The organism is Chryseobacterium panacisoli (genome assembly GCF_008274625.1).
GTDB lineage: Bacteria > Bacteroidota > Bacteroidia > Flavobacteriales > Weeksellaceae > Chryseobacterium > Chryseobacterium panacisoli.
In genome coordinates, this window is record NZ_VTRU01000009.1 from 1 (window position 1) to 20,401 (window position 20,401).

A 20,401-nucleotide genomic window follows, 5' to 3' on the forward strand; every position below is an offset into this window, starting at 1 on the left:
AGGAGTCTCAACAATACCTTTTAAATTTTATAAAGATGCATCAACTCTAAGTTTGGGCTGAAGCCATATGGAAATATTGCTTTTACATGAGAACGGGCTAAAGCCCGCTCCTATTGAATAAATATTGGTTTAACCGCAGAGGACACGGATTTTCGCAGATGATCATGGAGAGCTTTTGATGAAAAAAGGATAAATCATTTCTATTGAATATAATGAATCTGTATTAAGCAGAACTCAAGAAAACGCAACCCGAACCCCGAACCTTGGATCCACCACTCATAATTCATAACGCATCATTCATAATCTGTCTTGCCCCCTAGCCCCGATAGTAATGGTTACCCCGCAGCTTGCGTAGGAGAGTTGCAGGGTTGCAGGGTTGGAGAGCTTTAGCGTGAGGAGTATGAATGGATAGCGGGAGAAGCTTCTATAGTTTCGGTGTCGTTCAGAAAACTATTCTCTATAATCTCTATTTTACTCGAATAAATTCAATAAGTTTGTAGCAGTTTTCCAAAAATAAATATAATGTCAGGAAACATTCTGATCATCGATGATGAGATCAAACTCCTTAAGCTATTAGGAATGATCCTCTCCCAAGAAAATTTTAATGTAAAAGAAGCTTCTACAGCACGTTCAGCGATGACAATGCTAGAGCAATATGACTTTGATGTTGTTCTTAGTGATGTTCGCCTTCCTGATGCTTTTGGAGTAGAATTGATCAAGTCAATTAAAACAAAATATCCTCAGCTGGAAATTATTCTAATGACTGCATTTGGGAATATTACAGATGCAGTACAGGCTATGAAAAATGGCGCTTACGATTATCTGGTGAAAGGAGACGATAATGAAAAAATTATCCCATTGGTCTATAAGGCCCTTGACAAGGTGAAAGACAATAAGTCAAGAATCGTCCAGCAGGTAGTTACCAAAGGTTTTGATCAGATCATAGGCAAATCACCTTTAATTCTGCAGGCTAAAAAGTTGGCGGAAAAAGTGGCTTTAACGGATGCTGCTGTGCTTCTTACAGGAGAAACAGGAACGGGTAAAGAAGTATTTGCCAGCGCTATTCATGAAGGGAGTGACAGAAAGAAAAACAGCTTTGTGGCAATCAACTGCTCGGCATTTAGTAAGGAGATTCTGGAAAGTGAGCTTTTTGGTCATAAACAAGGCGCTTTTACAGGAGCTGTTAAAGATAAAAAAGGTCTGATTGAAGAGGCTAATGGGGGAACTTTATTTCTGGATGAAATTGGTGAGATGCCTATAGAACTCCAGGCTAAGTTGCTCAGAGTTTTGGAAACCAGAGAATTTATCAAAATGGGTGAGACGAAAGTTTCAAAATCTGATTTTAGACTGATCGCGGCTACCAACAGAGATCTGGAAGGTGAAATAAAACAGGGAAACTTCAGAGAAGATCTCTATTTCAGACTGAATGTATTTGAAATAAGTCTTCCGCCTCTCCGCAATAGAAAGGAAGATCTGAAAGTACTTGCGAAGAACTTTATTGATCTTTTTTCCCATAAACTTCACTTGTCTTCTGTTCAGGTAAGTCCGGACTATTATAAAGCGTTAGAGGTAAATGAGTGGAAAGGAAATATTCGTGAGTTGAGAAATGCTGTGGAGCGAAGCTTGATCTTAATGGATAATAATATTCTTGATGCTGAGAGCCTTCCTCATTATTCCGAAAAAGAAGTTCCGGAAAGTGATTCATTGAGCATTCGATCACTCGAAAAAGTACATATCCAAAAAGTATTACAGTACACAAAAGGAAATAAAGCGGAAGCAGCCCGCTTACTGGAGATTGGTATTGCTACGCTGTACAGAAAGCTTGAAGAATACGGACTAAAATAAATTTTTTATCATTTTAATAAAGAGCCTATCATTTTGATAGGCTTTTCTGTTTTTATATAGTTTCAAGATGTAATTTAATTCTTTGTTAATCAATGTTTTGTGTTTGTTTTTTTTTAATTGGACCTTCTTTTGGCATATAGTCTCTGAATAAAATATTTAAAAATGACAATTTCAAGAAAAACGTTTAAAAAACGGGAGCATTCAACTTTTAGTCTGCTGATTGTATCGTACGTATTGTTGACTCTTTTAACCCTAATGATTAAGATATGATGCTTATAAGTTTAATTCTGCTTTTTGCAGTATTGTTTTGGCTTTTATATAAATCAGTTGAATTTTTTGATAGAATATAAATTATGTGGAGTTTATTTTTCCTCTCAATACTTGCCTTTGTGTATATCTGTTATGTTTTAATTAAACCTGAAAAATTTTAATTGGTCATGAATACAGAAATTTTAGGCATTATAGCAATGTTTGCTGTCACATTAGTTATCGGAATATTTTTAGGTAAATACATAGCTAATGTTTATGGATACAAAAAAACTTTTCTTGATCCGGTTTTTGAACCCATTGAAAAGGTAATTTATAAAATATCGGGAATTAATCCTTCCCGTCAGATGAATTGGAAGCAGAATATGTATGCCATGCTGGCGATCAATCTGATCTGGTTTATCATTGGTTTTCTTCTTTTAATGAACCAGGCCTGGCTTCCTTTAAATCCTGATGGAAATCCGAACATGACACCCGATCTGGCTTTTAATACAACTATTTCCTTTTTAGTCAACTGTAATTTACAGCACTATTCAGGAGAAACGGGAGTAAGCTATCTGAGCCAGCTTTATCTTATGTTTTTACAGTTTGTAACGGCAGCAACAGGTATGGCGGCAATGGCGGTTCTTTTCAAAGCTTTTAAAGAAAAAACAAGCACAGAATTAGGAAACTTTTATGATTATTTCACAAAATCAATAATCAGAATTCTTGTTCCGATAAGTGTGATTGTTGCTTTCATTCTTTCTATGAACGGAAGTCCGATGACTTTTGAAGGAAAGGATCATATCATTACCATGGAAGGTCAGAAGGCTGATGTTTCCAGAGGTCCTGTATCTGCATTTGTTGCAATCAAGCATTTGGGAACTAATGGTGGTGGTTTTTTTGGAGCGAATTCCGCTCATCCGCTTGAGAATCCTAATTATATCACCAATATAACAGAGATGGTTACCCAAATGATCATTCCGTTTGCATTGGTATTTGCACTGGGTTTTTATCTGAATAAAAGAAAACTTTCATGGGTGATCTTTACTGTAATGACAGTTGGTTTTCTTGCTCTTACCATTCCGAATGTTGTGAATGAAACTGGTGGAAATCCTCTGATTACACAAATGGGAACAGACAGCAGCCTGGGAGCCATGGAGGGCAAAGAAATCCGTTTTGGAAGTGCTGCATCCGGTTATTGGAGTATTGCCACTACAGTAATTTCTACAGGATCTGTAAATGCGATGCATGACAGTACAATGCCGCTTTCCGGGATGAATGAACTCCTCGCCATGATGATCAACTGTTTCTACGGAGGCTGTGGAGTAGGAATTCTGAACTATTTTATCTTTATCATTCTTGCTGTATTCATCAGCGGTCTGATGGTAGGACGAACTCCTGAATTTATGGGGAAAAAGATTGAAGCCAAAGAAATGAAGATCGCGATGATTGTAGCATTATTCCATCCTTTCTTAATTCTTGCAGGAACGGCTTTAACAGCTTATTTACCTGAGTTTGGAGCAAAAACATTGAATAATCCGGGTTTCCATGGCTTCAGTGAAATGCTGTACGAATTTACTTCTTCCGCAGCCAATAACGGATCAGGATTCGAGGGACTTGGAGACAATACACCATGGTGGAATATCTCAACAGGAATTGTCCTGTTACTGTCAAGATTCATTCCGATTATAGGACCGGTAGCCATTGCAGGACTACTGGCACAGAAGAAATATATCCCTGAAAGCTCAGGAACATTGAAAACAGATACGGCTACCTTCGGATTTATGACCCTGGCGGTGATTCTACTGATTGCAGCGCTGTCTTTCTTCCCTGCATTGACGCTGGGGCCTATTGCAGAGCAGATTCAGTATTTCTCAAAATAAAAATGTGAACATTAAAAATTAAAATCAATATTCAACCATTAAGGATGCTGAAAAGTTTGAGGAAGCTAGTCTGACACTTACTGAAACGTTCACTTAATATTATCCATATCTATCCTTATTATTTGGCAGACCTTAATGGTGATTATTGATTTACAATGATATAAACTCTTTCAAAAAAATGAAAAATCAGTCACAAACATTGTTTCAGAGAGATTTGGTAAACGAAGCCATAAAACAGTCCTTCGTAAAGCTGAATCCGAAAATCATGTTTAAAAATCCGGTAATGTTCCTGGTGGAAGTCGGAACAGTTGTCATGTTTATTGTGAGCATGTTCAGTCTTACCGGTGATAAAAGCCAGGGAAGCTTTTCCTACAACTTTTTAGTATTTATTATTTTATTTTTCACGGTTCTGTTTGCCAATTTTGCAGAAGCTATTGCAGAGGCAAGAGGAAAAGCACAGGCTGATACCTTAAGAAAAACAAGGGAAGAAACTCCAGCTAAATTAGTGGTTGATAATAAACCCGGATTTCAGGTAGAAACAATGTTGAAAATGTCTGCTGAAATGAAATTAGGCGATATTTTCCTTTGTGAAGCCGGAGATCAGATTCCGATGGATGGTGAGATTATTGAAGGTCTTGCAACTATTGATGAGTCTGCCATTACCGGAGAAAGTGCTCCTGTAATCCGTGAAGCCGGAGGCGACAAAAGCTCTGTAACCGGAGGTACGAAAGTATTGTCGGACAGAATTAAAGTAAAAGTAACAACAAAGCCGGGAGAATCCTTTTTAGATAAAATGATTGCTCTTGTAGAAGGAGCTTCAAGACAGAAAACACCTAACGAAATCGCATTAACCATACTTTTGGCAGGGTTTACCCTTACATTTATTATTGTTACCCTCACTTTAAAGCCTTTTGCAGACTATGCGCAGACTCCGATTACTATTGCAGCATTTATATCTCTTTTCGTTTGTCTTATTCCGACAACAATCGGTGGTCTGCTTTCTGCAATCGGGATTGCAGGGATGGACAGAGCATTGAGAGCGAATGTAATTACCAAAAGTGGTAAAGCTGTAGAAACAGCAGGAGATATTGATGTTCTGCTGCTTGATAAAACAGGAACAATCACGATCGGAAACCGTAAAGCAACCCAATTTCATCCTGCGAACGGAATTCAGCTTGACGAATTCATTAAAGCTTCTGCATTAAGTTCCGTAGCTGATGAAACACCGGAAGGAAAATCAATTATTGAACTGAGCACTTTGAAACCTGAAGACTTATTGGTTGCCAATCCCACGTATATTGATTTTACAGCGGAGACCAGAACTTCAGGAATTGATTTTGATGAAACAAGAATCCGTAAAGGAGCTTATGATACCATAAAAAAACTGACTGAAAAAGCCGGGAATATCTTCCCACAGGAAACACAGGATGCAGTGACCAAGATTTCTGAAAATGGTGGAACTCCTCTTGTTGTCGCTGTTAATGAAAAAGTATGGGGTGTTATTGAACTTCAGGATATCATCAAAACAGGTATCCAGGAACGTTTCCAGAGACTGAGAAAAATGGGCGTAAAAACGGTGATGGTAACCGGAGATAACCCTCTGACAGCAAAATTTATTGCAGAAAAAGCCGGAGTAGATGATTTTATTGCCGAAGCCAAGCCTGAAGATAAGATGAATTACATCAAAAAAGAACAGCAGGAAGGTAAGCTGGTCGCCATGATGGGAGACGGTACCAATGATGCTCCGGCACTGGCCCAGGCAGATGTAGGCGTAGCGATGAACAGTGGAACACAGGCTGCTAAAGAAGCCGGCAACATGGTGGATCTTGATAACGACCCGACAAAGCTGATTGAAATTGTGGAAATCGGGAAGCAGCTGCTGATGACAAGAGGAACCTTGACGACTTTCAGTATTGCGAACGATGTTGCGAAGTATTTTGCCATTATTCCTGCGCTATTTATCACTTTTATTCCTTCGCTTCAGAAACTGAATATTATGAATCTTCACAGCCCGGAAACAGCCATCTTATCGGCAGTTATCTTCAATGCGATCATCATTCCGTTTCTGATTCCGCTGGCGTTGAAAGGGGTGGCTTATAAACCAATTGGAGCCAGCGCCTTATTAAGAAGGAATCTTTTGATCTACGGTCTGGGCGGAGTAATTGTTCCGTTCATTGGAATCAAAATCATTGATCTGGTAATCAGTTTATTCTATTAAAATTAAAAAAATGAAAAATCATATTGTTTCAGCATTCAGATTAACGCTTGTAATGCTGGTGGTTACAGGTATTTATCTGGCAGTTGTATATGGAGGTTCTAAAATACTTCCCAACAAAGGCAACGGAGAAATTGTTTACAGTAAAGGCCAGAAATTTTATGCCAATATCGGGCAGGAATTTAAATCTGAAAAATACTTTCATGGCCGTCCTTCCTCAGTCAATTATAATGCAGCAGGAAGCGGGGGGAGTAACAAAGGGCCAAGCAATGAAGAATATCTGGAAACGGTACAGAAAAGAATTGACACGTTAAAAATGCAAAATCCTGAAATGGATAATGTTAAAGTTCCCGTAGAACTGGTTACTGCCAGCGGAAGTGGTCTGGATCCTGATATTTCTGAAGAAGGAGCTTTGTATCAGGCAAAGAGAATTGCAAAAGTGAGAAGCCTTTCTGAAGAACAGATCAAAAACTTAATCAATAATCACACTGAAAAGCCGTTGTTAGGACTTTTCGGACCATCAAAAGTGAATGTTTTAAAGCTTAATATCGCTTTAGATCAATTAAAATAATAAATTTAATAACCGATAACCATGTCAAAATTTTACATCTTGGCACATGGTTAACATACCTTAATAAAAGTGAAAAAATATCTAGTTATAAGTGCACTATTAGGACTATCTTTAGCTAAGGCACAGTCATCAGATTCATTAAAAATGGGCAATAAAGTGACATTTTCAGCATATGCAGAACTGTTTTATACCTATGATTTTAATGAGCCTGGCAATCATATGCGTCAAAACTTTTTATATTCATATAACAGACATAATGAAATGAACCTCAATCTGGGATTGGTTAAAGCCAACTATCAGAGTGAAAATCTCCGTGCCAATGTAGCTCTAATGGCCGGAACTTATGCCCAGGATAATATGGCTGCCGAACAAAATGCCCTGCGTTATGTAAATGAAGCCAATATCGGAATCAAAATTTCTAAAAATAAAAACCTGTGGATTGATGCAGGGATCATGCCGTCTCATATCGGCTGGGAAAGTGCTATAGGAAAAGATAATATCAATCTGACCAGAAGTTTTGCAGCAGAAAATTCTCCTTATTTTGAAACAGGCGCTAAAATTTCTTATACCTCAGATAACGGAAAATGGTTTGTAAGCGGATTAGTACTGAATGGCTGGCAGAGAATTGCAAAACCGGAAGGAAATCAGAGTATTTCCTTCGGACATCAGGTGACCTACAAACCGAATGATAAAATTACTTTGAACAGCAGTTCATTTATCGGGAATGATAAAGCTAAAGAAGACAAAAGAATGCGCTATTTCCATGATTTGTATGGAAGTTTTCAGCTCACAGATCAGTTTTCTGCAGTATTGGGATTTGATATCGGAGCAGAACAGAAGTCAAAAGGAAGCGAGCAGTATAATATCTGGTACAGCCCGAATGTTCTCATGAAATATCAGTTTGACAACAAATGGGCATTAGCCGGAAGACTGGAATATTATAATGATAAAAACGGGGTGATTATCAGTACGGAAACTCCCAATGGATTTCAGACTTTCGGATATTCTCTCAATGTAGATTATGCGATCTTTAAAAACGTGGTTTTCCGTACAGAAGCAAGAGGTTTTACTGCTAAAGATGCCATTTTTGCGAAAGATGATGAATTTAAAAAAGGAAATTTCTTCATTACAACAAGTCTTGCAGCCTGGTTTTAGGATCAGATTAACCACAGTTGAACGTGTTTAAAGTAAAATTAAAAAGAATAAAATCAATGTCATCAGCAAAAGATTTTTTAGAACTTATCCAGAAATCCCGTAAAGGAAAATTCAAAATTTATATCGGGATGAGTGCAGGCGTAGGAAAGACTTTCCGTATGCTTCAGGAAGCTCATTCTCTTTTGCGAAATGGCATTGATGTAAAAGTGGGCTATATAGAAACCCATGGCCGGGAAGAAACCGTGGCTCTGGTAGAAGGTCTTCCTGAAATTGAAAGAAAATCAGTTTTTTATAAAGGAAAAAACCTTGAAGAGATGGATCTTCAGGCCATCATCAACGAACATCCAGAGGTAGTTTTGGTTGACGAGCTGGCCCATACCAATGTAGAAGGTTCTAAAAATAAAAAAAGATGGCAGGACGTACTGGAAATCCTCGATAACGGGATCAATGTCATCAGCGCCATGAATATCCAGCACATTGAAAGTCTGAATGAAGAGGTAAAGAAGATCACAGGAGTAGAAGTCGCAGAGCGGGTTCCGGATAAAATACTGGCACTCGCAGATGAAGTAGTGAATATCGACCTTACTGCCGATGAACTTCTGACACGCTTAAAAGAAGGCAAAATCTATAAAAAGGAAAAAATTCAGACAGCACTCAGCAATTTCTTCCAAAGCGGACATATTCTCCAGCTTCGTGAGTTAGCTTTAAAAGAAGTGGCCACCCATGTGGAAAGAAAGGTAGAAACTGAGATTAAAACAGAAAATTTTAAACCTATAAAATTCCTTGCCTGCATCAGTAGTAATGAAAAAATTGCCAAAACAATTATCCGGAAAACAGCGAGATTAGCCAGTTACTATAACAGTCCATGGACTGTTTTGTATGTTCAGAAACCTTCAGAAAATCCGGAAAAAATTGCACTTGATAAACAGCGGTTTCTAATTAATAATTTTAATTTAGCACAGGAATTAGGCGCCAAAGTAGTCCGGATCAAAGAAAGCAGTGTTCATAACGGAATCCTGGAATATGTGATTGCCCATAATATCACAACGGTCTGCATTGGTAAACCTCATGCCAGTTTCTGGCAGCGGATGCTGGGGTACAGCTGGATCTATACCCTTATGAACAGGCTGAATGAAAGACAGATAGATATTATTATTTTATCATAAAAATAATGAAACTTAAAACGAAACTTACCTTAGGCGTTGGCCTTTTATTTCTGCTGATCGTACTGCTTTCAGTGATAGGTTCTGTGTACATCAATAAATTAAAATCCGATACTGAAAAGATCCTTACTGCCAATTACAACAGTCTGGAATTTTCCAAGAATATGCTTCTGGCCCTGGATAATATCAGTACAGACAGTACTGTGGCAATAGCAGATTTTAGGAAAAATAATAAATTACAGGAAAAGAATCTTACAGAATTTGGAGAAAAAGAAGCTACCCAGAACCTCAACCTGCACTTCAGCAGTTATCTGAAAGCTCCTGATATCCACAAAGAAAAACTCATCCGCGAAGATCTGGCCAAGATTATGTCTTTAAATATGAAAGGCATAGAACGGAAGAGTGACATCGCCATCATTACGGCAGAAAATGCCACTTTCTGGATCGTAAGTTTAGGAACAGTATGCTTTCTGATTGCTTTTATTCTGCTTTTCAATTTACCGCAAACTATTGCGGAGCCAATCAATCAGCTAACCTTCAGTATCAAACAGATTGCGGATAAAAATTATAATGAGAGGGTACATTTCAAAGGAAGTGAAGAATTCAACAGCCTGGCAGAATCGTTCAACAGTATGGCAGAGAAACTTCAGGAGTACGAAAGCAGTACGCTTTCTAAACAATTGATGGATAAAAAACGTATCGAAACATTAGTCAACAATATGCACGATGCAGTTATTGGTCTGGATGAAAATCATTTTATCTACATGATTAATGATGAAGCGTTGAAGATTACTAATCTCCATAAGGAAGAGATCATCGGAAAAACTGCCCATGAAGTAGCCATCAACAATGATCTGATACGTGAACTGCTGAAAAATATAGATCATCCGGTAAAAGATCCTATTAAGATCGTACGAGATAACAAAGAAAATTATTTTGAGCAGGATATTATTCCTATTAATATTGTAAAAACAGGTGAAAAGGAGAAAAAATACATCGGAAAGGTAATTTTGCTGAGAAATATTACCCCTTTTAAAGAGCTGGATTTTGCCAAAACCAATTTCATTGCAACGATTTCCCATGAACTGAAAACTCCAATTTCAGCCATAAAAATGGGCGTACAGCTCCTTGGAAATCAAAAATTCGGGGAACTGAACGAGCAGCAGCAGGAATTGTTGAAAAGCATTAATGAAGACGGGCAGCGTTTACTAGACATTACAGGTGAATTGCTGAATCTCTCTCAGGTAGAATCAGGAAATATCAGACTGACTGTAGAAAAATGTTCTCCTAAAGAAATTGTACAGACTGCTGTGAAAAATGTAGAAAAACTGGCAGAGCAGAAAAATATTGCTATCAGTACAGAATATCTTTTAGAAGAAAGTGATGCGGTAACTGCCGATTTTGATAAAACAGTCTGGGTGATGAATAACTTTCTTACCAATGCTGTGAAACACTCTTTTCAGGATGAAAAAATCCAGATTGTGGTAGAAAAACACAACTCGTTCATTCAGTTCAGTATTATTGATACCGGAAGCGGAATTGATGAAAAATACCATCGTCAGATCTTTGACCGTTATTTCCAGGTTCCCGGCGAACATCAGAACGGAACAGGGCTGGGATTAGCAATCTCCAAGAATTTCATTGAAAAACAGCATGGAGAAATAGGAGTGAAGAGTTCTCTGAATAACGGGAGTACATTTTACTTCAGACTGCCGGTTTCGTAAGAGTTATTTTATATTTGTGCTAAAAAATAACAATGAGAAAGACTTTAGGACTTTTATTGATTTTACTAAGTATTCAGATCTCTGCTCAGACATTTTCATTAGAACAACTTAACGGTTTCAACAAACTGACAATGGATGAGTTTAAAAAGGAAATGAAACAGCAAAAGTTCAAGTTTTATGACAGAACTGAAGGTTTAGGTTTTCTTTTAACCGAATACGAAGCCCCAGACTATACCTCAAAAATCGGAAAGTTTGAATACAAAGAAGAAAAATCAGAAGACAGGATTGAATTTGAGTTTAGGGACAAAAAAGAATATGACCAATATCTTAAACTGATATTAGCAGCCGGATATAAAGAAACTCAGAAAGGGAAGATTATCACTAAAGAGCCTTATATAGATTATTATAAGAATAAGGAACATATCAGGTTGATCTTGCCTAAAGCAGGCGAAAGCATTCCGTATACCATTATTGTTTTCAAGTAAACAAAATTATGTATATTCTGAAGGTACCGGAAGTTATTGATTCTTAATCAATAAAAAGGCTGTGAAATTGATCACAGCCTTTTTATATGAAATTTTTATAAGCTTAATCTTTAATAAACTTTTGTACAAGTACTTTGTCCTTTGTGAAAGCTTTTAGAATATAATTTCCTTTGGAAAGTTCTGAAACAGAAATTGAATTTTCAGTTACATTTGTTGATCTGATAATTCTTCCAGTCGCATCATAGATTTCAGCTTTGATGATTTCCTGCTCGGATCTGATATTTAAAACATCTTTTGCAGGATTAGGATAAACAGAAATACTCTGGTTTTCCTTATCAATTTCTGCTGTTGCCAATACATTTTGAACGCTTGTTGTGTAAGTATTGGTTACAATAGGGTGGTTGTAATCAAAATAGATTCTCGCTGTATTGCTGAAGCTGTCTCCAAGATTTAAGGTAGATTTTGTTTTGATTTTGAACGAAATATATCCGTCATTATTCGCATCATCAAAAGGAAGCTGGATATTTTCAAAGATAAATTCAACCGTATTCGGATTGGTAATTCTTGTAACAAAATTGTGGCTTCCGTTTAATGCAATTAAACTTGATATATCAAATTTGGAAGTATCAATAGCATCTTTTACAACAATATTCTGAGCGTTTGCAGTTCCTGTATTTTCAAACCTGATCAGGTAATGTACATAATCTCCCACCTGGGTTTGCGTAATAGTAGTTCCTTCTAGACAGGTTTTATCATTGGGATCAAAAGAGTTGACAACCGTTTGGTTTAAAGTGAAACTATTGTCAGCAGGTGTTTCATCAGTAGCTCCATTGATTTGCGCCGTGTAATGCAGAATATCTCCGCTAATTACTGGTGGGGTTTGAGTTGGTGTATTTAATTTCAGTATTACAGTGATTTCTTTGGTTTCAAAAGGAAGAAGATTCGTGAAGTTCCAGTTCAGCATTCCGGTAGATTGAGAACTTGGAGAGATCGTTGCACTCAGATAGTTCATCAGGTTATTATTGAAATTAAAAACTATATTTCCCGACTGAGGTGCAGTACCTTTGTTTTTATAGATGATTTTATATTTTGATTCAAAACCAGGTGAAGCTGCCGTTACAGGTATGATTACTGTTTCCAGATCATGATGGACTCCGTTTGGAGTTACACAGAAGTTTTGAGTAAAAGGACTTATCTGTTGAGGAAAATTAGCCGTAAAGCTCGCCGGAGAAATATTGAAATAGGTAGGGTTTTCCAGAACCGGAGTTACTGTATGACTGCCTGCCTGTACTGGAATACTGTAATTTCCGGAAGTATTGGCAATCATACTTCCTGTAATTCCGCCTCCTGCTATTGTAAATTTCTGAAAAGCTTTGTTGGGATCATTGGGATCGCATCCGTTATTGTTGATATCCACTTTTGTATTCCCTTGAATAGTATAGAATGTGCCTCCCGGGGTGAATGAGCAATATGAATTGACCATAGTAGTTTGTAACAGTGAAGTGATATTAGGAATTTCAAAATCATCTGCACAGATATAAACAAGATTGGGAGTCCCTGAAAATGTTGAAGTATTATTCTGTGTAAAGTTATTGACTCCATTTTTAATAAATAAATACTGAAGATTCGGATTCATATCACATCCGAAAATCTGAAGTTCTCCATTTTGGGAGAGATCAATACTTGTAAATTTATTGTAGGTACAATTTAGGGATTCAATTTTTGGAAAAGCACTGAAATCGAGTGACGTAAACTTATTACCGGGGATCCCTAAAAATTTCAGATTAGGGGTTTGATTTAAAGGGAGTGTCTGAAGATTATTGGAAACCAATGATAAGTTGGTCAGATTCGTGTTGTTATTTAAAAAGATATTAGCAAGCTGGCACTGTGTCATATTCACATCATATAAATTTGTCAATCCTGATAGATCTATCGAAAGGATTTTAGTAAAGAAAATATCCAGATCATGCAACTGGCTGCAACCCTGAAGATTTACTGATGACAACACATAACATCTGCTGATATCCAGTTTATATAATACTGTATTATTACTAAGATCTATACTTTGTAACAGTGGAAAATTGTCAATATTAAAATGTGTCAGATTAGTAAAGCTTTTTATCCCTTCTATTGAAATCACATTATTAGAAAAGGAGGTATAATTTTGCAAAGTAGTGGTGTCAAAGTTTAATTTACTGATGTTGGCCGCTTCAGATAATTGGATTTCTCCATCATGGTTGGTGTCAATAATAGTACTGTTACCCATAATATTTGTAGCCAGATAAGGTATATTGGCTACCAGCAGGCTTTTAAAATTAGCATCGGGAATATTGACAATCTGTGACTGAAGTACAGAAAATATAGCCAGCAGAATGGCTGAGTAGAGTTTTTTCATGGTTTTAGTTGGTTACGTTTTAGTTTTTTACTATTTGATTACAAATCAAAAGCAAATGTAAACTTTTAAGTGAATATTTTATTATTTTTTTTATGTCTGAATTCAAAGCATTTATTTCAAATGAAAATAAAAAAGACTGTGATAGATTTCACAGTCTTATATAAATGATTTAATCATTATTCTTTATTGTTTCTCAATCAGATCCAGGAATTGCTGTTCATCCAGAATAGTAATCGTTCCGATATCCTGAGCTTTTTTCAGCTTACTTCCGGCTTTTTCCCCTACCACAAGATAGTTGAGGTTCTTTGATACCGCAGAAATATTTTTTCCGCCATGTTTTTCTACCATTTCCTCAGCAGATTCTCTGGTAAATAATGATAATTTTCCGGTGAATAGGAATGTTTTTCCTTCCAGAACGTTGGATAGTACTTCATTGGTGCTTTCTCCCTTTTCAAGCTGCACACCATAAGATTTTAAACGTTCAATCATCAATACGTTTTCAGAGTTTTGGAAGAAATCTACTATACTTACTGCAATCTTAGCCCCGATATCTTCTACCTGGCAAAGCTCTTCCACTGTAGCATTCTTTAATTCTTCAATCGTTGGGAAGTTTTTGACCAGTTTCTTGGCAACCGTTTCTCCCACATGCTTGATCCCGATTCCATATAATACTTTCTCAAAAGGAATTTCTTTGGATTTCTCAATTCCTGAAATGATATTCTGAGCAGATTTCTCAGCCATCCTTTCCAATGGAAGAAGCTGCTCTTTCGTCAAAACATAAAAGTCTGCAGGATTCTCAATTAGCTTTTCCCTGTAAAGCTGTTCAATAGTTTCACTACCAAGGTTGTCAATATTCAATGCTTTTCTGGAAACATAATGAATCATTCTTCCCACTACCTGTGGAGGGCAGTGAAGTTCGTTCGGACAGAAATGAATGGCCTGATCTTCAATTTTTACCAGTTCAGTTCCACATTCAGGGCAATGTTTGATGTATTCTATTTCTTTGCTTTCTTCTGTTCTTTTATCCGTGTTTACGCCTACAATTTTTGGAATGATTTCACCCCCTTTTTCTACATAGACGAAATCATGTTCATGAAGATCCAGTTTCTTGATGATATCCTCATTATGCAGTGATGCTCTTTTAACGATAGTTCCGGCCAGTAAAACAGGTTTAAGATTAGCAACAGGAGTAATGGCACCCGTTCTTCCCACCTGATAAGATACACTTTGAAGCTCTGTTTCTACCTTTTCTGCTTTAAATTTATAAGCCATTGCCCAACGGGGAGATTTAGCCGTATAACCAAGCTGTCTCTGCTGCTGTAATGAATTCACTTTTAAAACAATTCCGTCAATTTCAAAAGGAAGATTATGGCGTTCAGTATCCCAGAATGTAATAAATTCCTGTACCTCAGCCATCGTTTTACATAATTTTGCCTGCTGAGACGTTTTGAAGCCCCAACTCTGTGCTTTTTGAAGAAGTTCCCAATGTGTTTCCGCAGGAATATCTTCAGAAATAAACTGGTACAGTACAGAAGAAAGTCCGCGCTTTCTCACCTCAGCGCTGTCCTGCATTTTTAAACTTCCGCTGGCTGTATTTCTGGGATTCATGAAAGGATCAAGGCCTTCTTCCTCGCGTATTTTATTGATTTTATCAAAGTTTTTTCGGGTCAGATAAATTTCTCCCCGCATAAAAAACTGAGCAGGGAAATCACCTTTTAAAGTCAGAGGAATATCTGAAATGGTGCGTACATTCGGGGTAATTTCGTCTCCCTGGAAGCCATCTCCACGGGTGACAGCCTGTGACAGTTTTCCGTTTTCATAAAGAATAGAAATGGATGCGCCGTCATACTTGAGCTCAGCAACGAATTCTACAGGATCTTCAATGGTTTTGATGATTCTTTTTTCCCAGTCTTCAAGGTCGTCAAAATCATAAGAATTATCCAGAGAATACATTCTGAATTTATGCTGAATCGTAGGGAAAACTTTGGTAACACCGCCACCTACACGTACCGAAGGAGAATTTTCATCATAAAATTCAGGGTATTGGGCTTCCAGATTCTGCAGTTCTTCCAAAAGCATATCGAATTCAAAATCCGAAATGGTGGGTGTATCCAGTAGATAATAGTTTTCGTTATGCTGGTGAAGCTCTTTGCGGAGCTGTTCTATCTTTTGTTGAATGTTTTCAGACATTGGCTTTCTATCTTTTGAGCAAAAATAACTAAAGTAATCGCATTTAAAAAATAACAGAATTAAATATTACAGGAAAATTAAGAATGCGTAATATGGTTTAATCAACTGGTTTTGCAGGAAATAAAACATGTGTTTAAAGTAATTTAACATAACGTTCTGATTTAATTAAAGAAATGTTAAAGCTTTGTTAAACACCCCGCTCTTAAAGTCAAAATACCTTTGCACATCTGATTGAAAGAAACCTCAACGTGATCTATTAACATGAAAATCAAAGAGGTTTCCTGGCGAACATCAAAAAATTAATCATAAAGATCTTCGGAAGAAATGAAAAAAGTAAAGATTGTACTGGGATTATTGTTTTTAGGACTTGGGACAATAGCGTATGCACAGACCACGCAGGCTTCTATTGTAGGGAAAGTTACCGGGCCGGGAAGTACAGCTCAGGAAAAAGTGAAAGTAACAATCGTGAATGAATCCACCGGATTCAAAACGGAAACGGAAACAAACTCAAAAGGAGAGTATATTTTTAAGGAAATTCCTCTGGGTGGGCCTTATACAGTTATTGTAAACGATGATAAAAAAGAAGGTTACAATGTAAACTTCGGAGATCAGGTTACCGTAAATATGAATCTTGGCAGCGAAAAACAAATCGAGGAAGTAAAGATTACAGGAAACCTGAAAAACAAGATCGGAAACCTGGGTGCTGCTACAGCAATTTCTGCTAAAAATATCAGTATGCTTCCGGTAAACGGACGAAATTTCACCAATCTTGCTGAACTATCACCACTAAGCGGAAAAGGCGGAAACCTTTCCGGACAGCTAGGATCTTCTACCAACTTTACGATTGACGGGATGACGGCCAAAAATCCTACTTCTGCAGGAGCTACTACCAGCCGAAGCGGTGCACCATTCTCCATCTCAATTGAAGCGGTACGTGAATTCAAAATTACCACCAACCAATATGATGTGACATTGGGAAGAAGCGGAGGAGGTACTGTAAGTGCCGTTACCAAATCAGGAACCAATAAATTTTCAGGAAGTGCCTGGGAATATTTAAGAACCAACTGGCTTTCCAGCCCGTATGACATCAGAGGAAACAAAAGAGATAATGATTTCTCTACTTCTCAGTTCGGATTCTCATTGGGTGGACCGATCATTAAAAATAAATTACATTTCTTCGTCGCATGGGATCATCAGTTGGATTCAAGACCTTTGATTATTGCCGATATCAAATCTCCGGATGATGAGAAGAGATTCAATACGACAACGCAGACCCTTAATCAGTTTGTGGACATTGCCAGAGCAAAATATGGAGTAGGAAGCGGCCCTCAGTTTGGAAGTTTCGACAAAGTAAGAAACTCGGATGCAGGATTTTTACGTTTAGACTGGCAGATCAACGAAAAGAACTTATTGACCCTGAGAAATAACTTCACCTATGACCTTAATAAAAACGGATTGGGTGATAATACCAATATCAATTTCTTTGAATCTTACGGAAATGACAAAAACCTTGATAACAGTTTATTGTTAACCTTAAGATCAAACCTGCAGTCTAATTTAACCAATGAATTAAAGGCGCAGTATCTTTATACTTTCCAGGACAGTTATCAGAACAATCAATTAGGAAAGCCTGTACCAAGAGCGATTGTTGAAGGCGTCGCTTCAAGTGTGGGATCTACCAATATTCAGATTGGTGGGCATCGTTTTGCACAGGAAAGCTTTAGAAATAATGTATTCCAGATTGTAGATAACCTATATTACAATACAGATAAGGTAAAATATACTTTCGGAGCTGATTTGATGTATACAACCGCGAAATCTGTGTACGGAAGTGAAGTGAACGGAAGATTCCATTTCCAGGGAATGGGTAACTTTGATGCAATGACTCCTTACCGATTCTACAGAGAAGTTCCTTTGATGGAAGATCCGTCTGTAAGATCAAATATCTGGAACATTGGTGTTTATGGTCAGTTCCAGACCAAAGTGGCAAAAGGTCTGGATTTAATGGCAGGACTAAGATTAGACTACGGAGGTTACCCAAAGGCAGAATTCAATCAGAAACTGTTTGATGAAATGGGAATCAGAACTGACAATCAGATCAAATCATTTGTCATCCAGCCAAGATTCCAGTTTGACTGGAATATCAATGAAGGAAATAAAGACTTCCTTAAATTCGGTGCCGGAATTTTCTCTTCGGATATCAACAACTACATGATTATCAATAATCTTGTATTCGATGGAAAACATCTTGCTACAGTGGATGTAACGGGTAAAGATGTTCCGTTCCCAGATTTCAACAGTTACAGGAATGATTATAATTCGGTGCCTTCACTTTCTCAGTATCAGATCCCAACTATCAACTATACGGGTAAAGATGCAAAAATTCCAATCGTTTATAAAGCGAATATCTCCTATACCCATTTCTTCAATGAAAGATTCAGAGCGGGAATTGCAGGATATATGGCATTAGGTAGAAATAATTATTATTACTACGACAGAAACATGGTGGCGAATCCGTTCTTTACACTAGCTAATGAAGGTGGAAGAGGTGTATTCATTCCTACCGGTGCTATTACCAATAATGCCAATAACAGTGTAAGTTTCGACTGGAAACAAGGAAGAATCAATAACAACTTTGGAAGAGTATTGGAATTGGCAAGTGATGGTAAAGTAAACCAGTTCTCATTCGTGATAGATACAAGCTACCGTTACTGGAAAGATGGAGAGATCACGGCAAGTTATACATGGTCCGATATTAAAGACAATACTTCTTACAACGGAAATGTAGCGAATTCTGCAACATTATCTACGATGATTCAGAGTGATCCGAGAGACTTAAGAATGACCTATTCTGACAACCAGTTTCGTAATAAAGTGGTGATCTATGGTAACTCTCCCACCATTGCCGGATTTACATTAGGAATCAGATATTCAGGAATCGGAGGAACCCGTTTCTCTGCAACAACAGGGGGAAATATCAACGGTGACTTCGTAGACTCCAACGACCTTGCTTTTATCTTCCCGAATCTTACCAAATCTATTTTGGATGATCCGCAGGTAGGACAGGCTCTGAAGGATTATATCAATGAATACAATGGCAAAATTGCAGAACGTAACGGAGGTAAAAACGGTTTCTATGGCGTTTGGGATGTTCGTGTAGCGAAGAAAATAAAATTTGATAAAGTAGGCGCTTTTGAACTTTCTGTAGATATTTTCAACGTGGCAAACCTTCTTAATAAAGAATGGGGTGTAAACAAATCATATGGAAATACTTCTCTGTATAAGGTGACTAAGTTTAACAAGGATACTATGCAGTATGAATACACCAAAAACGTAAGCGGAGGCGGTTTGGTTCCTCTTTCCGGAAATCCATACCAGATTCAGATTGGAGCGAAGTATTCCTTCTAATCATTATCTTTTTTAACCACTGAAGACATAAAAGAAACAGAGCAGGCTATTATAAATATCACTTAGCTGTAATCCGGAAATCTTTTATGTCTTTGTGGTTTTCATTTTTTAATAACTACCTTTATCAGGAAGTTTCACGACTTTATTTTTAATAATCTAAATTATATTATGAAAAATTTTATCTTAGGGTTAGCAGTTTTAAGTACAGTTATGATGAAAGCACAAACCCAGATCATTGCCCATAGAGGATATTTCCAGACTCAGCCTCCTACAACGGAGAACTCGCTTCAGTCATTGGAAAATGCCCAGAAATTAAAGATATACGGGGCAGAATTTGATGTAAGAATGACAAAAGATGGTGTACTGGTCATCAATCATGATGAGCACCATGGTAAGATGGAAATTTCAGAAGCTACGTTCAAAGAATTGGAAGCATTGAAATTATCCAATGGAGAAAAGTTCCCTACGTTAAAAGATTATTTGAAACAAGGGAAAAAAGATAAATCCCTGAAGCTGATCGTTGAGATCAAACCTGCCAAGACTCCGGAAATTGAAAATGAGATCACGCAGAAAACAATCAAAATGATCAGGGATATGAAGCTGGAATCTCAGAGTGAGTTTATTTCTTTCAGCCTTAATATCTGTAAAGAGATCAAAAAGCTGGCTCCATCCTCTAAAGTTCAATATCTGAATGGCGAATTGTCTCCTGAACAGATCAAAAAAGAAGGATTGGATGGTATGGATTATCATTATAGCGTTTTCCAGAAAAATCCTACCTGGATTGCCGAAGCAAAGGCATTAGGATTAATTACCAATTCATGGACGGTAAATGATGTTGCTGTATACGATGAGTTGAAAAAACAAGGAATCGGGTTTGTAACAACCAATATTCCTGACCAGTTAAAGAATAAGTAACTGTTGAAAGTCTTCTACAAAATAGTATAGCTGAAGGGTTGGTTTACAACACTTCTCAAACAATAATCAACAATTTATACAGTCTGCCCTTTATAATGGGGCAGACTGTTCTTTTTATGTGTTTAACTCTTTTTATGAATATGATTAATTGTTTTGTAAATCAGTATTTTACGCTTTTTTTATAATAATAACTCAAAGAAAGA

At 37.2% G+C, this 20,401-nt stretch carries 13 protein-coding genes; 11 read left to right on the forward strand and 2 right to left on the reverse strand.

Translation table 11 applies throughout. The features are described from left to right. Positions 1-522: 522 nt before the first annotated feature. The 9 genes from FW781_RS21495 (at position 523) to FW781_RS21535 (ending at position 11,290) form a co-directional block, all read left to right on the forward strand. Positions 523-1,845: a sigma-54-dependent transcriptional regulator gene (locus FW781_RS21495; protein WP_149389301.1), complete on the forward strand. Its 1,323-nt coding sequence runs from the start codon at positions 523-525 to the stop codon at positions 1,843-1,845. Positions 1,846-2,198: 353 nt separating this feature from the next. Further along, positions 2,199-2,276 (forward strand): potassium-transporting ATPase subunit F, encoded by a 78-nt coding sequence (locus tag FW781_RS22835; RefSeq protein ID WP_077415921.1) that lies wholly within the window; start codon positions 2,199-2,201, stop codon positions 2,274-2,276. Positions 2,277-2,282: 6 nt separating this feature from the next. Then, the gene (gene kdpA / locus FW781_RS21505) at positions 2,283-3,977 is read left to right on the forward strand and encodes a potassium-transporting ATPase subunit KdpA (RefSeq protein WP_149389302.1); all 1,695 of its coding nucleotides are present in this window, start codon (positions 2,283-2,285) and stop codon (positions 3,975-3,977) included. 178 nt (positions 3,978-4,155) lie between these two features. Continuing rightward, the gene (kdpB, locus tag FW781_RS21510) at positions 4,156-6,195 is read left to right on the forward strand and encodes a potassium-transporting ATPase subunit KdpB (RefSeq protein WP_149389303.1); all 2,040 of its coding nucleotides are present in this window, start codon (positions 4,156-4,158) and stop codon (positions 6,193-6,195) included. Between the two features lie 10 nt (positions 6,196-6,205). Beyond that, on the forward strand, positions 6,206-6,763 hold the full coding sequence (locus FW781_RS21515; RefSeq protein ID WP_149389304.1) for a K(+)-transporting ATPase subunit C: 558 nt from the start codon (positions 6,206-6,208) through the stop codon (positions 6,761-6,763). 69 nt (positions 6,764-6,832) lie between these two features. Beyond that, positions 6,833-7,918, forward strand: a complete 1,086-nt coding sequence (locus FW781_RS21520) for a porin (protein WP_228720258.1) — start codon at positions 6,833-6,835, stop codon at positions 7,916-7,918. 56 nt (positions 7,919-7,974) lie between these two features. Next, positions 7,975-9,084, forward strand: coding sequence for a sensor protein KdpD (locus FW781_RS21525; RefSeq protein WP_149389305.1), 1,110 nt, complete (start codon positions 7,975-7,977; stop codon positions 9,082-9,084). 5 nt (positions 9,085-9,089) lie between these two features. Beyond that, positions 9,090-10,805, forward strand: coding sequence for an ATP-binding protein (locus FW781_RS21530; RefSeq protein WP_149389306.1), 1,716 nt, complete (start codon positions 9,090-9,092; stop codon positions 10,803-10,805). Positions 10,806-10,837: 32 nt separating this feature from the next. After that, complete coding sequence (locus tag FW781_RS21535) at positions 10,838-11,290, forward strand: hypothetical protein (RefSeq protein WP_149389307.1); 453 nt, start codon at positions 10,838-10,840, stop codon at positions 11,288-11,290. 103 nt (positions 11,291-11,393) lie between these two features. On the opposite strand, the gene FW781_RS21540 is transcribed toward FW781_RS21535, so the two are convergent. Both FW781_RS21540 and ligA read right to left on the reverse strand, forming a co-directional pair. Then, complete coding sequence (locus tag FW781_RS21540; RefSeq protein ID WP_149389308.1) at positions 11,394-13,685, reverse strand: T9SS type A sorting domain-containing protein; 2,292 nt, start codon at positions 13,683-13,685, stop codon at positions 11,394-11,396. Between the two features lie 183 nt (positions 13,686-13,868). Beyond that, positions 13,869-15,875, reverse strand: coding sequence for an NAD-dependent DNA ligase LigA (gene ligA / locus FW781_RS21545; protein ID WP_149389309.1), 2,007 nt, complete (start codon positions 15,873-15,875; stop codon positions 13,869-13,871). Positions 15,876-16,199: 324 nt separating this feature from the next. Between ligA and FW781_RS21550 the strand changes: the two genes are divergently transcribed. Together FW781_RS21550 and FW781_RS21555 are read left to right on the forward strand one after the other, a co-directional pair. Beyond that, positions 16,200-19,283 carry a TonB-dependent receptor gene (locus FW781_RS21550; RefSeq protein ID WP_149389310.1) on the forward strand — a complete coding sequence of 1,028 codons (3,084 nt, stop codon included), beginning with the start codon at positions 16,200-16,202 and terminating at the stop codon, positions 19,281-19,283. Positions 19,284-19,451: 168 nt separating this feature from the next. Next, positions 19,452-20,198, forward strand: a complete 747-nt coding sequence (locus FW781_RS21555; protein ID WP_149389311.1) for a glycerophosphodiester phosphodiesterase family protein — start codon at positions 19,452-19,454, stop codon at positions 20,196-20,198. Positions 20,199-20,401 lie beyond the last annotated feature (203 nt).